The sequence below is a fragment of the Williamsia sterculiae genome (assembly GCF_900156495.1).
Classification (GTDB): Bacteria; Actinomycetota; Actinomycetes; order Mycobacteriales; family Mycobacteriaceae; genus Williamsia_B; species Williamsia_B sterculiae.
In genome coordinates this window covers 93,371-109,445 of record NZ_FTNT01000003.1, presented here as the reverse complement: position 1 = coordinate 109,445, position 16,075 = coordinate 93,371, and the positions used below count along the sequence as shown (strand labels likewise).

The window sequence follows — 16,075 nt, the reverse complement described above, 5'->3', positions numbered from 1 at the left end:
CCGACATGCACCGCACCACCGCCACCACCCGGGCACCTGAGACCACGCGTCCGGCGATGACCGACGCCGACCTCGATGCGCAGAGCCCCGCCGCGGACCTCGTCCGTGTGTACCTCAACGGGATCGGTAGGACGGCCCTGCTCAACGCGGAGCAGGAGGTGGAACTGGCCAAGCAGATCGAGGTGGGTCTCTACGCGCAGCACGTGCTCGCCACACGCAAGCGCCTCTCGGCCACCAAGAAGCGCGATCTGGCCATGCTGGTCCGCGAGGGGCAGTCGGCCAGGGCACACCTGCTGGAGGCCAACCTGCGTCTGGTGGTCTCGCTGGCCAAGCGCTACACCGGTCGCGGGATGCCGCTGCTCGACCTGATCCAGGAGGGCAACCTGGGTCTGATCCGCGCGATGGAGAAGTTCGACTACGCCAAGGGCTTCAAGTTCTCCACCTACGCCACCTGGTGGATCCGCCAGGCGATCACCCGTGGGATGGCCGATCAGAGCCGCACCATCCGGCTGCCCGTCCACCTGGTGGAACAGGTGAACAAGCTGGCCCGCATCAAGCGTGAGCTGCATCAGCAGCTGGGTCGCGAGGCCACCGACGACGAGCTGGCCAACGAGTCCGGCATCCCGGCCGAGAAGATCGCCGATCTGCTCGACCACAGTCGCGACCCGGTGAGCCTCGACATGCCGGTCGGCAGCGACGAGGAGGCCCCCCTCGGTGATTTCATCGAGGACGCCGAGGCGACCTCGGCGGAGAGCGCGGTGCTGGCGGGTCTGCTGCACTCCGACGTGCGCAGCGTGTTGTCCACCCTCGACGAGCGTGAGCAGCAGGTCATCCGGTTGCGGTTCGGCCTCGACGACGGACAGCCGCGCACCCTCGACCAGATCGGTCGGTTGTTCGGGCTCTCCCGCGAGCGTGTCCGGCAGATCGAACGTGAGGTGATGGCCAAACTACGCCAGGGTGAGCGGGCCGAACGTCTGCGCGCCTACGCCAGCTGACCGACTCCTCAGCGCAGCCTCCGCGGCCCGGTGTCCACCCTGGTGGGCACCGGGCCGAGTCGTACCCGGCCGGCGAGGACCGACGCCGAGTCCGAGGCGACCAGGATGGGATCCAACGACAGCGAACGCACCTCGGGGATGTCGTCGACCATCGTCGACACCCGCAGCAACAGGTCGACGAGGCTGTCGGTGTCGACCACCTGCTGACCGTGGTAGCCCTGCAACAGCGGAGCCGACCGCGGCGCGGCGATCAGTTCCCGGGCATCGGCCTCACTGAGCGGCGGTACCCGGTACACGTGATCGCCGAGCAGTTCGAAGGTCACCCCGGACAGTCCGAACGAGATCAACGAACCGAAGGACGTGTCGTCGCCGACCCGGATGACGGTGTTGATGCCGCGATGGGCCATCCGCTGTACCTGCAGGGTGCGATCCCCGGTGACCAGGGTGAGTTCGGTGAACGCCGCACCCACGCTGACGCTGTCCGACAGGTCCAGGCGGGCACCCTCCCGGTCGAGGCGACCGCGCCAGCCCGGTGACATCGCCTTCACGGCGACCGGGAACCCGAGTTCCTCGGCCGCCGCCATCGCCTCCTCGGCGGTGTCGGTCTCGCGGAAGTCGACGACGTGGATGCCGTAGTACCGCAGCAGGCTCGCCGACTGGCGGTCGTCGAGGTCGATACCCTGCTCCCCCCCACTGATGAGCAGGTCGCGGACCAGCCCGCGGGCGGCGGCGGGGTCGATGCCGTCGGGGCGCACGATCGGGGACTCCGGCCGGGAGCGCCAGCGCGAATATCGCCACGCCTGACCCAGCGCCTGGGCGGCTCGCTCCGGACCGGGATACGACGGAATGGATCCACGGGCCGGTCCGCCGTTGTCACCCCGGACCATCAATGCGTCCGGAACGCCCTCGGCGGCCAGGAACGTCGAGACCACCGGCGTCCGGGAATCGCGGGCGCCTGCCATCAACGCGTCGGCGTAGGCGGTGGCGCTCACCGCGACCGGCGGCACGAACACCGCGATGATCGCGTCCACGTCGGGATCGGCGGCCGCGGACCCCACCGCGGCCTGGAACTCCTCAGGACTCGCCGCCGGACCGAGGTCGATGTTGCCACTCGACTCCAGCCCGTACCTCCCACCGACGTCGGCGGCGATCGCGCCGAGCACGCTGGAGTTGCCGACCACCCGGACCCGCGGACCCGCGGGCAACGGTTGATATGCCAGCGCCAGCGCACAGTCGAACAGTTCGGTCAGCGTGTCCACCTGGATCACCCCGGCCTGGGCCAGGATGCCCCGGGACCCCTCGTCGCCGAGCTCGGGTTCTCCGGTGGCGAATTTGGCGGTGACCGCGCCCAGACCGGATTTCACCGCGACGATCGGCTTGTCCCGCGCCACCCGGCGGGCCAACCGGAAGAACTTGCGGGGGTTGCCGAAACTCTCCAGGTACAGCAGGACGACCTCGGTGCCCGCATCGGAATCCCAGTACTGCAGCAGGTCGTTGCCGGAGAGGTCGGCGCGGTTGCCCGCCGAGACGAACGTCGACAGGCCCAGTCCCCGCCGGGCGGCGGTGTCGAGGATGGCGATGCCCAGCGCACCGGACTGACAGAAGAACCCCACCCGCCCGAGCGAGGGTATCCGCGGGGCCAGCGTCGCGTTCAACGAGATCTCGGGGTCGTTGTTGGCCACGCCGAGGGCGTTGGGACCGACCAGTCGCATCCCGTGTTCGCGTACCGCGGCGACCAGTCGCGCCTCCGATGCGCGACCCGACTCACCGGTGTCGGCGAACCCTGACGACACCACGACCAGCGTCTTCACCCCCTTGGTCAGACAGTCCGCGAGTACCTCGTCGACCGTGCCCGCGGGCACCGCGACCACCGCGAGATCCACCGGCTCGGGGATGTCGCGCACCGTCGGGTAGGCGTGGATGCCACGCACCTCACGTGCCTCGGCGTTCACCGGGTACACCGGGCCGGTGAATCCGTGGTCGACGATGTTGGCCAGCAGGGCGTTTCCCACCTTGGTGCGGTCGGTGGAGGCGCCGATGACGGCCACCGAGGCGGGCCGCAGCAGGTTGGCCACGCTCCGCGCCTCCGATCCGCGTTCGCGGGCGTTGCGCACCGACAGCAGGGCCTCGCTGGGGTCGATCGTGAACTCCACGTGCACCGTGCTGCCATCGAAACTGCGGGTCAACTGGTATCCCGCGTCACGGAACACCGCCACCATGTACGGATTCTCGGTGAGCACCTCGGCCTCGAATCGGGTGAACCCGTTCTCGGCGGCCGCGCCCGCGAGGTGTTCGAGCAGGATGGGGCCGAGTCCGCGGCCCTGATGGTCGTCGGCGACCACGAACGCGACCTCCGCCGAGTGCGGGCGCCCCATGGTGCGCATCCCCTCGTAGACGCCCATCGCGATCATCTCGCCACCGAGGAGCCCCACCATCGCGACTCGGTCGTGGTGGTCGACCGTGGTCATCCGTGCGATGTCCCGTGGCGAGAGTGTCGGGTACGGCCCGAAATAGCGCATGTATCGCGTGCGTTCGGACAACGTGGCGTGGAACCGCACCAACCGATCGGCGTCCTCGGGCACGATCGGTCGCAGATGTACCACGCCGCCGTCGCTGGCCAGCACGTCGGCGATCCAGTGCCGGGGAAAGTCTCGAGGGCCGCGACGGGGCACGCCGCCGCCGGGCGCACTCTCCCGCGCCGCGGTCGGTCCCTCGGTACCGGTGGTCGGCTCAGTCACGGGGATCCTCCGGGTCGAGTCCGTACAACGGGAACACCGCGCGGCGGGTGGCCAGGATCGCCGCGTCGGTGCTGCGCTGCGCGGACTCGCTGATGCCCGCGGGCGGTTCCTGACCGCTGTCGCCGTCCCAGGGCACATGATCGACGTCGCCACCGTCGGTCATCACCGGCACCGGCTGCCGCGCGTAGGCGGCGTCCACGCCTGCCGCCCGGTCCGAGGCAGCCGCACACCACTGTGGGTCGACCGGCGTCTGCGGGTCGAGGTCGCGGTCGAGGACCGCGGCGATGAGATGGGTCCAGACGCGCGGCACCACGTCGACCACCCCGTACCCCCCGCCACCCACCGCGACCCAGCGGCCGTCGCAGTACCGGTCGGCCAGATCGCGCATGGCCAGGAACGCCGCCCGTTGACCGTCGACGGTCAGCGACAGGTCGGTCAGCGGATCGAGTCGGTGGGTGTCCACCCCGCACTGGCTGACCAGGATCTGCGGGCGGAAGTGTTCCAGCGCCGACGGGACCACCGCGTGGAACGCCCGAAGCCACAGGCGATCCGGCGTACCCGGCATCAACGGGAGGTTCACCGCGGACCCCTCCCCCTCACCCTCACCGACCTCCTGCGACGACCCGGTACCCGGCCACAGCGTCGCCGGGTGCTGATGCAGCGACACCGTGAGCACGCGCGGATCCGCGACGAACTCCTGCTGCACCCCGTCGCCGTGATGGGCATCGATGTCGAGGTAGGCGATCCGGTCGAATCCGTGGTCGAGCAGGAACCGGATGGCGACCGCGACGTCGTTGTACACACAGAACCCCGACGCGTGGCCGCGCATCGCGTGGTGCATACCGCCACCGATGTTCACCGCCCGCCGTACCGCACCCGTGGCGACGGCCTGTGCGGCCGCCACCGATCCGCCGACCAGCAACGCCGACGCCTCGTGCATGCCCGGGTAGACCGGGTTGTCGTCACCACCGAGCCCGAAGACCCGCTCCAACACCGCGGCGGGCATCGCGGGAACCCGCGCCCCGGCCGCGCGGACGGCGTCGACGTAGGCGGAGGTGTGCACCCGGTGCAAGAGATCGTCGGCGGCGGGCACCGGAGCGGTGGGGTCGATTCCGTCGAGTACACCGAGCGATCGGGACAGTGACATCGTCAGTGCCAGGCGGCAGGGATTCATCGGGTGCGAGCTGATCCACCGGTAGTCGAGGAACCGTTCACTCCAGATCACCGCGGCGTCGGGTCCGGCGGCCGCAGTTCTGTTCATGGGTCTCCAGGCTAGAACGTGTCCCGGTTGGTCGCGCGGATTTGTCCGTCCGGCATCGACACCCCCACGGCCCGCGCGATCTCCGCGCGCGCGTCGTCACAGCCACGCGGGTGTCCGGCCGGGACCAGGTAATCTGGTGCGGTGACACGAAGGGATGGGTCCGAGTGAACGATCTGGTCGACACCACTGAGATGTATCTGCGAACCATCTACGACCTCGAAGAAGAGGGCATCACCCCCTTGCGGGCGCGGATTGCCGAGCGGTTGGAGCAGAGCGGCCCCACCGTGTCGCAGACGGTCGCGCGGATGGAGCGCGACGGTCTGGTCCGCGTGGCCGGTGACCGTCACCTCGAACTCACCGACAAGGGACGCACGCTGGCGATCTCGGTGATGCGTAAGCACCGCCTGGCCGAGCGGTTGCTGGTCGACGTGATCGGGATGCCCTGGGAGGACGTACACGCAGAGGCCTGCCGGTGGGAGCACGTGATGAGCGACGACGTGGAACGCCGACTGTTCGAGGTCCTCGACCGGCCGACCACCTCCCCGTACGGCAATCCCATTCCGGGACTGGAGATGCTGGGCATGGACGTTGCCACACCCGCACCGACCGTGACCCGGCTGTCGGACCTGCCGCAGGGTGAGCCGGTCGCGGTGATCGTGCGGCGGTTGTCCGAACACGCACAGTCCGACATCGAGCTGATCGCCGATCTCCGGGATGCCGGGGTGGTCCCCAACGCCCGGGTGACGGTGACCGCGGCCCCTGGTTCGGTGACCATCAGCACCCCGGGTCACGACGGTCTCGACCTGTCCACCGAGATGGCACACGCCGTTCACGTCGAGAAGGTCTGACCGGCAGGCATGAAACTCCTCGTCACCGGCGGTGCCGGATATGTGGGAAGCGTCTGCGCCCGGGTGCTGCTCGAGGCGGGCCACGACATCACCATCGTCGACAATCTCAGCACCGGTAACGCCGACGCCGTGCCGGACGGGGCCCGATTCGTCGAGGGCAACGTCCGCGACGTCGCCGCCACGGTGCTCGACCCCGGCGACGTGGACGGCGTGGTGCACTTCGCCGCACAGTCGTTGGTCGGCGAGTCGGTGGAGAACCCGCAGAAGTATTGGCACGGCAACGTCGTCGAGACGCTGGCGTTGTTGGACGCGATGCGCGACGCGGGCACGCCGCGGTTGGTGTTCTCGTCCACCGCCGCCACCTACGGCGAGCCCGAGTCGGTGCCGATCCTCGAGTCGTCGCCCGCTCGGCCGACCAACCCCTACGGTGCGACGAAGCTGGCCATCGACACCGCCATCTCCGGGTACTGCGCGGCCTACGGACTCGCGGCGACCAGCCTGCGGTACTTCAACGTCGCAGGTGCTCACGGCGGGGCGGGCGAGAACCGGGTGATCGAGACCCATCTCATCCCGATCGTCCTGCAGGCCGCACTCGGCCACCGTGCGGGCGTCAAGATCTTCGGTACCGACTACCCCACCGACGACGGCACCGCGGTCCGCGACTACATCCATGTCTACGACCTCGCCCAGGCGCACGCCCTTGCCTTGCAAGCCTCCACCCCCGGTCGGCACGACATCTTCAATCTCGGTAGCGGCACCGGGTTCTCGGTACGACAGGTCATCGACACCTGCATGACCGTGACCGGCGCGGAGATCCCGGTGGAGGAGACCGGACGCCGGGCCGGCGACCCCGCGGTGCTCATCGCCTCGAGTGACAAGGCGATCGCGGAGCTGGGCTGGAAGCCCGATCGCACCGATCTGTCGGTGATCGTCTCCGACGCCTGGGATTTCACCCGATCACTGGGCGACCGGGCACACTCGGCACGCGCCTGATCCGCTCCGCGCGATCGTGCGGGGCCGGTCATCCGGCGATCCTGCGAGTCGGGGGTGGTATCCGCACACCGAGATCGTCGGCGATGGCGTAACTGTCGCCGAGCAGATCCCACAGCGTCGACGGGTGCATCCCCGCGCGCAGGGATCGGTCGAGCAACCGGGCCAGGGAGGCGTGGGGGTCGGCGGCCAGGGCCACGTCGAGCGCGACACCGGCGGCGGCTCCGTCCCCGGAGATGTAGTAGAGGTGTGCCAACAGCGTCGCCGCGGCGGCCTGTGGACGCCCCCGCAGTCGTCGGGCGCCCAGCCGCCACAGTGCCTCGGCGACATCGTGCAGATCGGTCACCGCCACCGCCAGCAGCGCATCGCGCGCGGGGATGGAGGTCAGGCCGGCCGCGAGCCGCTCGAGCCGTCGACACGACATCTGGCCCCCCGCGGGATGGGTCAGCATCCGCATCACCGTGGCCAAGTGATCCTCTGCCGCCGACGGGCCCGCATCGATGGGATCGCGCCGTGCCGGGGTGTGCACCGGGCAGGCCACCGCGTCGCACGGCGTCAGCGGTTCCAACGACGCGACGAGTTCGGCTCGGGTTCGCAGCATGCGCCGTCCCCCGACCACGGCGTGGGCGATGGCCAGCGGGGTGGTGCGCGGGTCCTCGAGCACCCCGGTGCCATCGTCGGTACCCACGGCTCCCGCGATCTGGGTCCACCGTGCCCCGGCCTCGATCTCCGGCACCACGTAGCCACCGCCGAGCGCCCGGTCATCGGCCAACAGACCCTCGATGAGCTCCATGACCTCGGCGTAGACGGTGGAGTGATCCGGATACCGGTCGTCGACGATCACCGCGTACAGGACGCTGTCCTCATGGTCCGAACACAAGGCGGCGAGCCGGCGCAGCACGCCCACGAGAGCGGGCACAGGGGTCCCGCGGTGATCCAGGAGGAGATCGTGACGCATCGACATCCGGATCTGTCCGCCCCGCAGACAGATCAAGACGATGGATCGCTCGGGCAGGAAGCCCAGCAGCGGACCGATGGCGGCGATGAGGTCGCCACCGCCGTGGATCCGTACGGTGTGCGGGTGCTGATCGAGTCCGTCGGCGGATGCCCCGCTGTCGCTGTTCATGCCAACCAGAATGAGCACCCGGTCGGTCACGAACCCGGCCGGCGCGTCTGCTTGTGGACGGTTCGGAGATCTGTGCACAACGCGCAGGCGACGCCCGGGCGCCGGTCAGAGGTGTCGGTGGCCCCGGCCGCGGTCTCGCAGCCCGGTCATCGTTGCCGCGACTTGCGCACAGCCGTGGTGAACACCTCGTCCAACGCCGCACCGTCCGGCTTGTCCGACGTGTACGACAGATAGGCGGCGTACACCCGAATGCCGTCGTTCTGCGCGATCAGCATCGTGGTGGTCTGCGGTTTCTGCAGCGACGTCGTCGATGTCACCACCCGGCGCATCGCGAACGACTCCTGCGATTCGACGGGTGCGGGCGGCACCGTCGTCACGGTGACCGCGGTCGCGGCCGCTCCCCGGCTGGTGGCATAGGTGCGACACCGGTCGGCCCAGGTGGCCACCGATCGCAGCGGCGCATCCACAGCCGCGGTGACCACGGTCAGATTGCCGCCCCTGGTGGCGGTCGAGGTGGCGCTCGGCATACCGGTCACCACCACCGCACGCGACGGATCGATCGCCGGCGGCGCACAGGAGGCGGGTAACACGGTCGCCCCCACCGGTACTCCGAGAAGGTCGGCGAGGACGTCGGTCGCCTGCTGCGACCGCAGCCGATCGGCCGAATAACCGGCAGGGAAGTCGGCGGGTGTCAACGCCAGCGCCCCCACATCCACCGACGGCGAGGTCGGCGTGGCGGCGACCGCGATCCCCTCGATCGCCCGGCCACAGCCCGACACCATCATCACCGCGGCGACGCACGCCAGGCACAGCACCGCGCCACAGGGACGCGTGGCCCCTCGACGGTCGACACCCCGGCTCACGAACCTCACCGGTCACACTGTGCCATCACCGACGCGGCCGTGCCCACACCGACACCGCTTCGTTGCCTACCGCACCTGTATCGACCTACGGTCGGGGTCGCGTCCGGTACCCGCGTCATTGCCGGACCTCCGGATCGGTGAAGAACGGGAAGAGGTGTGATGAGCGGAACCGCCGTCATGGTCGTCGTGGTCGTCGTCGCGGTGTTCGTGCTGGTGGGCGCGGCGACGTTCGCCGTCGCCGCCAACCGGCGGATCCGCCGTTTCGCCCGCTCGAACGAGATCATCCCCGGTCTACCCGGCAACGCCCCCGCCGACTGGGCCCGATCCCCCGAACCCGAGGCGGTACTGCACCGCAGGATCCGCTACGCCCTCGACGAGATCCGACAGAATCCCGGCATCGTCCCGAACGATCGGTTGCGCGTCGCCCGCGATGAGTTGGAACGGGCCGCCGTTCGCCTCGACGACGCACTCATCGCATCCTCGACGTTGCCCGCCGACCATCGCATCGAACGCCGGGAGACCCTGGAAACGGCCGTCGACGAGGTGGAGAAGCTGCCGGGCATCGCCTACACCGGGACCGTGGGTGAGGCACTCACCGCCTTCGCGACGGCGACCGACCGCATCAACTCCCTCGCCTGATCCATTCCTCCAGATGCGGCGCCTCGGCACCGACGGTCGTGCCGTCACCGTGCCCGGTGTGTACCCGCGTCGCCGGGTCCAGGGTCAGGATTCGGCCGCTGATCGAGTCGATGATGGTCGGGAAGTCCGAGAACGACCGACCGGTGGCCCCGGGTCCGCCGCTGAACAGGGTGTCGCCGCTGAACAACTCCTCCGACTCCGGCGCGTGGAAGCACACCGACCCGGGAGAGTGACCGGGGGTGTTGATCACCCGCAGTTCGGTACCCGCCACCGAGATCGACTGTCCGTCATCGAGGTCCCGGTGGACCACCTCCGGGTGGGTCAGTACCCACAGGATGTCGTCACCCGGGTGCAACAGGATCGGCGCGTCGAGGCGCTCGGACAGTTCAGGGGCCACCGTCACGTGGTCGTTGTGGCCGTGGGTGAGGAGGATGGCCGTGACCGTGCGTCCGCCCACCGCCTCGACGATCGGCTCGGCCTGATGAGCCGCATCGATGACCACACACTCGGAGTCGTCACCGACCACCCAGACGTTGTTGTCCACCTCCCAGGTGCCGCCGTCCAGGGAGAACGTCCCCGACGTGACCACCTGGTCGATGCGCAGTTGTCCGGCGCTCACAGCTCCACCACCGAGCGCAACACCGTGCCGGCCTCCATGGCCTCGAACGCCTCCTCGATGTCGGTCAGACCGATACGCTCGGTGACGAACTTCTCCAGTGGCAACCGACCCTGCTGATAGAGGTCCACCAGCATCGGGAAGTCGCGCTCGGGCAGACAGTCGCCGTACCAGGACGACTTCAGCGCACCCCCGCGGGAGAAGAAGTCCAGCAGTGGCAGCTCCAACCGCATCTCCGGGGTGGGCACGCCCACCAACACCACCACGCCCGCCAGATCGCGGGCGTAGAAGGCGGTCTCGTAGGTCTCCGGGCGACCGACCGCGTCGATGACCACGTCGGCACCGTTGCCGTCGGTGAGCTCCTGCACCGCGGTGACCACGTCCTGCACCTGAGACGCGTCGATGGTGTGGGTGGCGCCGAGGTCGGTGGCCCAGTCCAATTTGGCCGGGTCGCGGTCGATGGCGATGATCCTGGTGGCGCCGGCCAGCCGGGCGCCGGCAACGGCCGCGTCGCCCACCCCGCCGCACCCGATCACCGCGACGGAGTCACCGCGGACCACCTGTCCGGTGTTCATCGCCGCACCCAGGCCGGCCATCACACCGCAGCCCAACAACCCCACCACCGCGGGATCGGCGTCCGGGTCCACCCTCGTGCACTGCAGTTCGTGCACCAGCGTCTTGTCGGCGAAGGCACCGATCCCCAGCGCAGGGGTCAGCTCGGTGCCGTCGGTGAGCGTCATCGGCACGCTCGCGTTGAACGTGTCGAAGCAGTACCAGGGTCGGCCGCGCCTACACGCACGACACTGCCCGCACACCGCGCGCCAGTTCAGCACGACGAAATCGCCGACACCGACGTGGGTGACCTCCGTACCGATCGCCTCCACCCGACCGGCCGCCTCGTGCCCGAGCAGGAACGGGTACTCGTCGTTGATGCCGCCGTCGCGATACGCCAGATCCGTGTGGCACACGCCGCACGCGGTGATGTCGACCACCACGTCGCGGGGCCCCGGGTCCGGGATGACGATGTCCACCACCTCGGTGGGCTCTGACTTCTTGCGCGACACGACCCCGCGTACCTGCTGCGACATGCGCTGTTCCCTCTCATCACCGACCCTGCATATGTCCCCTCAACCCTGCCACACGCCGGCGCACGCGCCGGGGGACGCGATGACTCGGCGGCCGCGCACGGGGAATCCGCGGCGCCGCGCGGACGTTGTGACCTGCAGACCAGTGCACACCGGCGAGATGTGCGGACGACAGGCACCGGGGTACCGGCCGCGTCGATGTCCCCACCGCCTGGATGCTGAGCCACAATGCACATACGGCAGGATGGTTCGCCGCGCGCGTGCCCAGCCGAAGAGGAGAGACTATGAACGAGGACTTCCCCACCGGCGACGGTGGTTCCGCCGACGACGTCCCGAACCAGAACACCCCCGACCGCGGCACCACAGACCGCGGCACCCCCGACCAGCCGGGCGCAGACCAGGAAGCCGTCTGGTCGGACGACACCGGCTCACGCTTGTACGAGCTGGAGTTCCCGGCCCCGGAGGTCACCGGTGACGATGGTGACGGACCGGTGTTGGTCCACGCTCTCGAGGGTTTCGCCGACGCCGGACACGCGGTGGCACTGGCCGCGGAGCACCTGCGCGACGCGCTGGACTCGGAACTCGTCGCGACGTTCTCCGGTGACGAACTGATCGACTACCGCTCACGGCGGCCCACGATGCAGTTCTCCGGCGAACAGTTCACCGGCGTCGAGATGCCGCTTCTGCAGTTGCACGCCATCCGCGACAACCGAGGCCGTCCGTTCCTGCTGCTGTCCGGGGTGGAGCCGGATCTGCGCTGGGAGCAGTTCGTCGACGCCGTGCGCAGGCTGTCGGATCACTTCGAGGTGGCCACCGCCGTGGGGCTCAACGCCATCCCGATGGCGGTTCCGCACACGCGACCGTCGACGATCACGGCACACGGCAATGCCGCCGAGCTCCTCGGAGATCTTCCGCGGTGGGGCACGCCCATGAAGGTGCCGGCCAGCGCGTCGATGCTGCTCGAGCTGCGCCTCGGCGACCGCGGGTACCGCACGGCGGGGTTGTCGGTGCACGTCCCGCACTACCTCTCGCAGTCCAGTTATCCGGCGGCAGCCGCCATTCTGGTGCAGTCCCTGGCCACGGCGACCGGTCTGGACCTCCCGGTGACCGCGCTGGAGAACGCCGCGGCCAAGGTGCGTACCCAGATCGACGCCGAGGTCAGCGGTAACGACGAGGTCGAGTCGGTGGTGACCGCACTGGAGGCGCAGTACGACACCTACGCGGCGGCCCAGTCGGAGACGCAGTCGTTGTTGGCTCGCGACGAGTCGATGCCCAGCGGTGACGAGCTCGGCGCCGAGTTGGAGCGATTCCTGGCCGCCCAGACCGGTGATGACCGTCCAGACGACGGTGAGAGCGGCGCGCGTGGCTGACCCCCACGTGGACGGCCGGTGACCACGGCCGGGCCGACCGGACCACTGCTCGCCCGCACCGGCGCGGACGACGACGAGCTGTTCGTCACCTTCGGCGAATTCTGGGCGGGCCGAGGCATCGCGCTCTACCCCGCTCAGGAGGAGGCGCTGATCGAGCTGGTCGGCGGGTCCAATGTGATCCTCTCCACCCCCACCGGCTCGGGGAAGTCCCTGGTCGCGTCCGGTGCCGTCTACGCCGCGTTGTCGCGAGGTGGTCGGAGCTTCTACACCGCGCCGATCAAGGCGCTGGTCAGCGAGAAGTTCTTCGCCCTGTGCGAGCAGTTCGGTGCGGAGAACGTCGGGATGATGACCGGTGACGCGACGGTCAACTCTCGCGCGCCGATCATCTGCGCCACCGCCGAGATCCTGGCGAACATCGCGCTCCGCGAGGGCGCCGCCGCCGAGGTCGCGTTGGTGGTGATGGACGAGTTCCACTTCTACGGCGACCGGGACCGCGGTTGGGCCTGGCAGGTACCGCTCGTCGAACTGCCCCATGCGCAGTTCCTGCTGATGTCGGCCACCCTCGGCGACGTCACGACCTTCGTCGACGACCTGACCCGACGCACGGGACGGCCCACCGCGGCGATCACCGGCACCGACCGACCGGTACCGCTGGACTACGGGTACGTGCTCACCGCGGTGCACGAGACCATCGAAAGACTCATCGCGGAGAATCGTGCACCGGTGTACGTGGTGCACTTCACCCAGGCATCGGCGGTGGAACGCGCGCAGGCGTTGCTGAGTGCCAAGATCTGCGACCGCACCGAACGCGACGCCATCGCCCAGGCGATCGGCGACTTCCGGTTCTCCGCAGGATTCGGCAGGACGCTGTCCAAGCTGGTGCGCGCGGGCATCGGCGTCCACCACGCGGGGATGCTGCCCCGGTATCGACGACTCGTCGAGCGCCTGGCCCAACAGGGGCTGCTCAAGGTCATCGCCGGCACCGACACCCTCGGCGTGGGCATCAACGTGCCGATCCGCACGGTGTTGTTCACCGCGCTCACCAAGTACGACGGTGTCCGCACCCGACACCTCAGTGCCCGGGAGTTCCACCAGATCGCCGGTCGGGCGGGTCGGGCCGGTTACGACACCGAGGGTTTCGTGGTCGCCCAGGCCCCCGAGCACGACGTGGAGAACGCGCGCGCCGAGGCGAAGGCCGCCGCGGCCGACGGCAAGAAGCGCAAGCGGGTGCAGAAGAAGAAGGCGCCGGAAGGGTTCGTCTCCTGGGGCGAGGGTACTTTCGACCGTCTCATCGCCGCCCCGCCCGAACCATTGCGGTCCCACTTCCGGGTCACCACCGCAATGGTGATGGACGTGATCGCCCGTCCCGGTGATTGTTTCGTCGCCATGCGCCATCTGCTCGAGGACAACCACGAGCCACGCGAACGACAGCGCAAGCACATCCGGCACACCATCGAGCTCTACCGCGGATTGCTCGAGTCCGGGATCGTCGTCCGACGTGACCAGGTGGGAACCGATGGCAAGAACGTCGAGCTCACCACCGAGCTGCCCGACGACATCGCACTGAACCACCCACTGTCGGAGTTCGCGCTCGCCGCCTTCGATCTACTCGACCCCGACTCGCCAGATCACACGCTGGACGTCATCTCGGTGATCGAGTCGACCCTCGAGAACCCGCGTCCGGTGCTGATGGCACAACGCAACGCCGCCCGCGATGAGGCGATGGCGACGACGAAGGCCGACGGCCTGGAGTACGAGGAGCGGATGGAGCGCCTCGCCGAGATCGGCTGGCCCACACCGTTGTCGGAGCTGTTGGAAGCGGCGTTCGAGATCTACCGCAGTGCGCACCCCTGGGTGTACACCCCACCGAGCCCCAAATCGGTGCTGCGGATGATGATCGAGGAGGGGATGGATTTCGGCGACCTGGTCGCCCGGTTCGGCCTGTCCCGCAGCGAGGGCGTAGTGCTGCGCTACCTCACTGACGTGTATCGCGCACTGCGGCAAGGCCTTCCGACCGCGGCACGAACCGATGACCTCGGTGATGTGATCGAGTGGCTGGGGATGCTCATCCGGGTGGTCGACTCCAGCCTGATCGACGAATGGGAGGAACTCACCCACCCCACCTCCGGCCCCGACGCGATCGCGGCACCGCGTCGCCGTCCCGATGCCCGGGGTTGGCGCATAGCCCTCCGCAACAGGATGTTCCACATCATCACCCTGATGGCACGGGAAGACTGGGATGCACTCGGTGCGAGGTATCCCGACCTCGACTGGGCGACGGAGATGGACGACTACTTCGATGAGTACGATTCCGTCGGAACGGGTCCCGATGCCCGCGGCCCGGCGTTGTTCACCGTGACCGAGTCCGTCGACACCGATGGACGCACCGTGTGGCGGTTACGCCAGACCATCGACGATCCCGACGGCGACCGCGGATGGTCCGTGATCGCGGTGGCGGACGCTCCCGTTCTCGACCCGGTGGAGGAACCCGATCTGCGCGAGGTGGCCGTCATCCGGGGCTGAGCTCTGCGGTCGCCCGGTCGCAGACCGTCACGGGTAGATCCGCGGCCACCAACTCCGCGACGAGGCGCGCCAGGATGCGATAGGAGTCGTCGCGCCCGCTGGTCGCCCGGTGCACCAGTCCGATGCGCCTGCCCGGTGCGGGCGCCGCGAACGACGCCGTCCGGAGCGCGCCGCTGGCCGTCTCCGTGCGGATCGCGGTCTGCGGGATGAGCGTCACCCCGAGTCCACCCTCCACACACTGCACCGCTGTGGCCAGTGACGCCGCCCGGGTGTGGCCGATGTCCGGACGAACACCGGCGAGTCGACACACCTCCAGGGCCTGATCGCGCAGGCAGTGCCCCTCGTCGAGCAGCAACAGCGGTAGCTCCGAGAGATCGGCGGGATCCACGTCGGCGCTGCCGCCCAACGGGTGTCCGTCCGGCAGTGCGAGCACGAAGTCCTCGTCGTACATCGGGATCTCGGTGACCCCGGCCGCGTCGGCGGGCAGTGCCATCACCGCCACGTCCAGCGATCCTGTGGTCAACCCGGTAAGCAGCCGCGCGGTCTGGTCCTCGACCACCTGCAGCACGAGGTCCGGGAGTTCGCGGGCGAGTCCGCGCAGCAACAGGGGCAACACGTACGGTGCGACGGTCGGGATGATCCCGAGGCGGATGGTTCCGGCCAGCGGATCGCCGATACCGGTGGCCGCCGCGGTGAACTCATCGATCGCGTCCAGGGCGCTCATCGCCTTCGGCAGCAACTCGGCCCCCTCCACGGTGACCATCACCGATCGGGTGTTGCGCTCGACCAGTTTCACGCCGAAGCCCTCCTCCATCGCGGCCAGGGCCTGCGACAGGGAGGGCTGACTGACTCCCAGTGACGCTGCGGCGGTACCGAAGTGGCGCTTCCGCGCCACTTCTACGAAGGCACGCAACCCGACCACAGTGGGCCGATAAGAGCGATTGGACATGCCTATCAGTATAGTGCGTGTCATCACGTTTCGCTTTTGATTCGTTTTTGGCACGATGGTGCACACGCGCCT

13 protein-coding genes are annotated in these 16,075 nt (G+C 69.1%); 6 read left to right on the top strand and 7 right to left on the bottom strand.

Annotated features, from left to right (window positions below):
- The first annotated feature begins 5 nt into the window (after positions 1–5).
- A complete protein-coding gene (locus BW971_RS06090) occupies positions 6–995 on the top strand; it encodes a sigma-70 family RNA polymerase sigma factor (RefSeq protein ID WP_076477638.1) in 990 nt (329 codons plus the stop codon).
- A gap of 8 nt (positions 996–1,003) precedes the next feature.
- Here the strand turns inward: BW971_RS06090 and BW971_RS06085 are convergent, their stop codons facing one another.
- Complete coding sequence (locus BW971_RS06085; protein WP_200799369.1) at positions 1,004–3,733, bottom strand: bifunctional acetate--CoA ligase family protein/GNAT family N-acetyltransferase; 2,730 nt, start codon at positions 3,731–3,733, stop codon at positions 1,004–1,006.
- Positions 3,726–4,994 (bottom strand): acetoin utilization protein AcuC, encoded by a 1,269-nt coding sequence (locus BW971_RS06080; protein WP_076477636.1) that lies wholly within the window; start codon positions 4,992–4,994, stop codon positions 3,726–3,728. Before BW971_RS06080 ends, BW971_RS06085 begins: the two co-directional genes overlap by 8 nt.
- 164 nt (positions 4,995–5,158) lie before the next feature.
- On the opposite strand from BW971_RS06080, the gene BW971_RS06075 reads away from it, so the two are divergent.
- Positions 5,159–5,842 (top strand): iron-dependent transcriptional repressor DtxR, encoded by a 684-nt coding sequence (locus BW971_RS06075; RefSeq protein WP_076478193.1) that lies wholly within the window; start codon positions 5,159–5,161, stop codon positions 5,840–5,842.
- 9 nt (positions 5,843–5,851) lie between these two features.
- Complete coding sequence (galE, locus tag BW971_RS06070; protein WP_076477634.1) at positions 5,852–6,835, top strand: UDP-glucose 4-epimerase GalE; 984 nt, start codon at positions 5,852–5,854, stop codon at positions 6,833–6,835.
- Positions 6,836–6,863: 28 nt separating this feature from the next.
- On the opposite strand, the gene BW971_RS06065 is transcribed toward galE, so the two are convergent.
- Positions 6,864–7,958 (bottom strand): DUF4192 domain-containing protein, encoded by a 1,095-nt coding sequence (locus BW971_RS06065; protein ID WP_143690223.1) that lies wholly within the window; start codon positions 7,956–7,958, stop codon positions 6,864–6,866.
- 146 nt (positions 7,959–8,104) lie between these two features.
- Entirely contained in the window at positions 8,105–8,830 is a 726-nt protein-coding gene (locus BW971_RS06060; protein WP_143690222.1) for a DUF5642 family protein, read from the bottom strand.
- A gap of 150 nt (positions 8,831–8,980) precedes the next feature.
- On the opposite strand from BW971_RS06060, the gene BW971_RS06055 reads away from it, so the two are divergent.
- Positions 8,981–9,460 carry a hypothetical protein gene (locus BW971_RS06055; RefSeq protein ID WP_076477632.1) on the top strand — a complete coding sequence of 160 codons (480 nt, stop codon included), beginning with the start codon at positions 8,981–8,983 and terminating at the stop codon, positions 9,458–9,460.
- Here BW971_RS06055 and BW971_RS06050 read toward each other — a convergent pair.
- The gene (locus BW971_RS06050) at positions 9,444–10,079 is read right to left on the bottom strand and encodes an MBL fold metallo-hydrolase (protein WP_076477630.1); all 636 of its coding nucleotides are present in this window, start codon (positions 10,077–10,079) and stop codon (positions 9,444–9,446) included. The genes BW971_RS06055 and BW971_RS06050 overlap by 17 nt on opposite strands.
- Positions 10,076–11,164, bottom strand: a complete 1,089-nt coding sequence (locus BW971_RS06045) for an S-(hydroxymethyl)mycothiol dehydrogenase (RefSeq protein ID WP_076477629.1) — start codon at positions 11,162–11,164, stop codon at positions 10,076–10,078. The genes BW971_RS06050 and BW971_RS06045 overlap by 4 nt, the downstream gene beginning before the upstream one ends.
- Before the next feature lie 281 nt (positions 11,165–11,445).
- On the opposite strand from BW971_RS06045, the gene BW971_RS06040 reads away from it, so the two are divergent.
- Together BW971_RS06040 and BW971_RS06035 are read left to right on the top strand one after the other, a co-directional pair.
- Positions 11,446–12,531 (top strand): proteasome assembly chaperone family protein, encoded by a 1,086-nt coding sequence (locus tag BW971_RS06040; RefSeq protein WP_083709349.1) that lies wholly within the window; start codon positions 11,446–11,448, stop codon positions 12,529–12,531.
- A gap of 18 nt (positions 12,532–12,549) precedes the next feature.
- Positions 12,550–15,054, top strand: coding sequence for a DEAD/DEAH box helicase (locus BW971_RS06035; protein WP_407701198.1), 2,505 nt, complete (start codon positions 12,550–12,552; stop codon positions 15,052–15,054).
- Here BW971_RS06035 and BW971_RS06030 read toward each other — a convergent pair.
- Entirely contained in the window at positions 15,041–16,003 is a 963-nt protein-coding gene (locus BW971_RS06030) for a hydrogen peroxide-inducible genes activator (RefSeq protein WP_076477627.1), read from the bottom strand. The genes BW971_RS06035 and BW971_RS06030 overlap by 14 nt on opposite strands.
- Positions 16,004–16,075 lie beyond the last annotated feature (72 nt).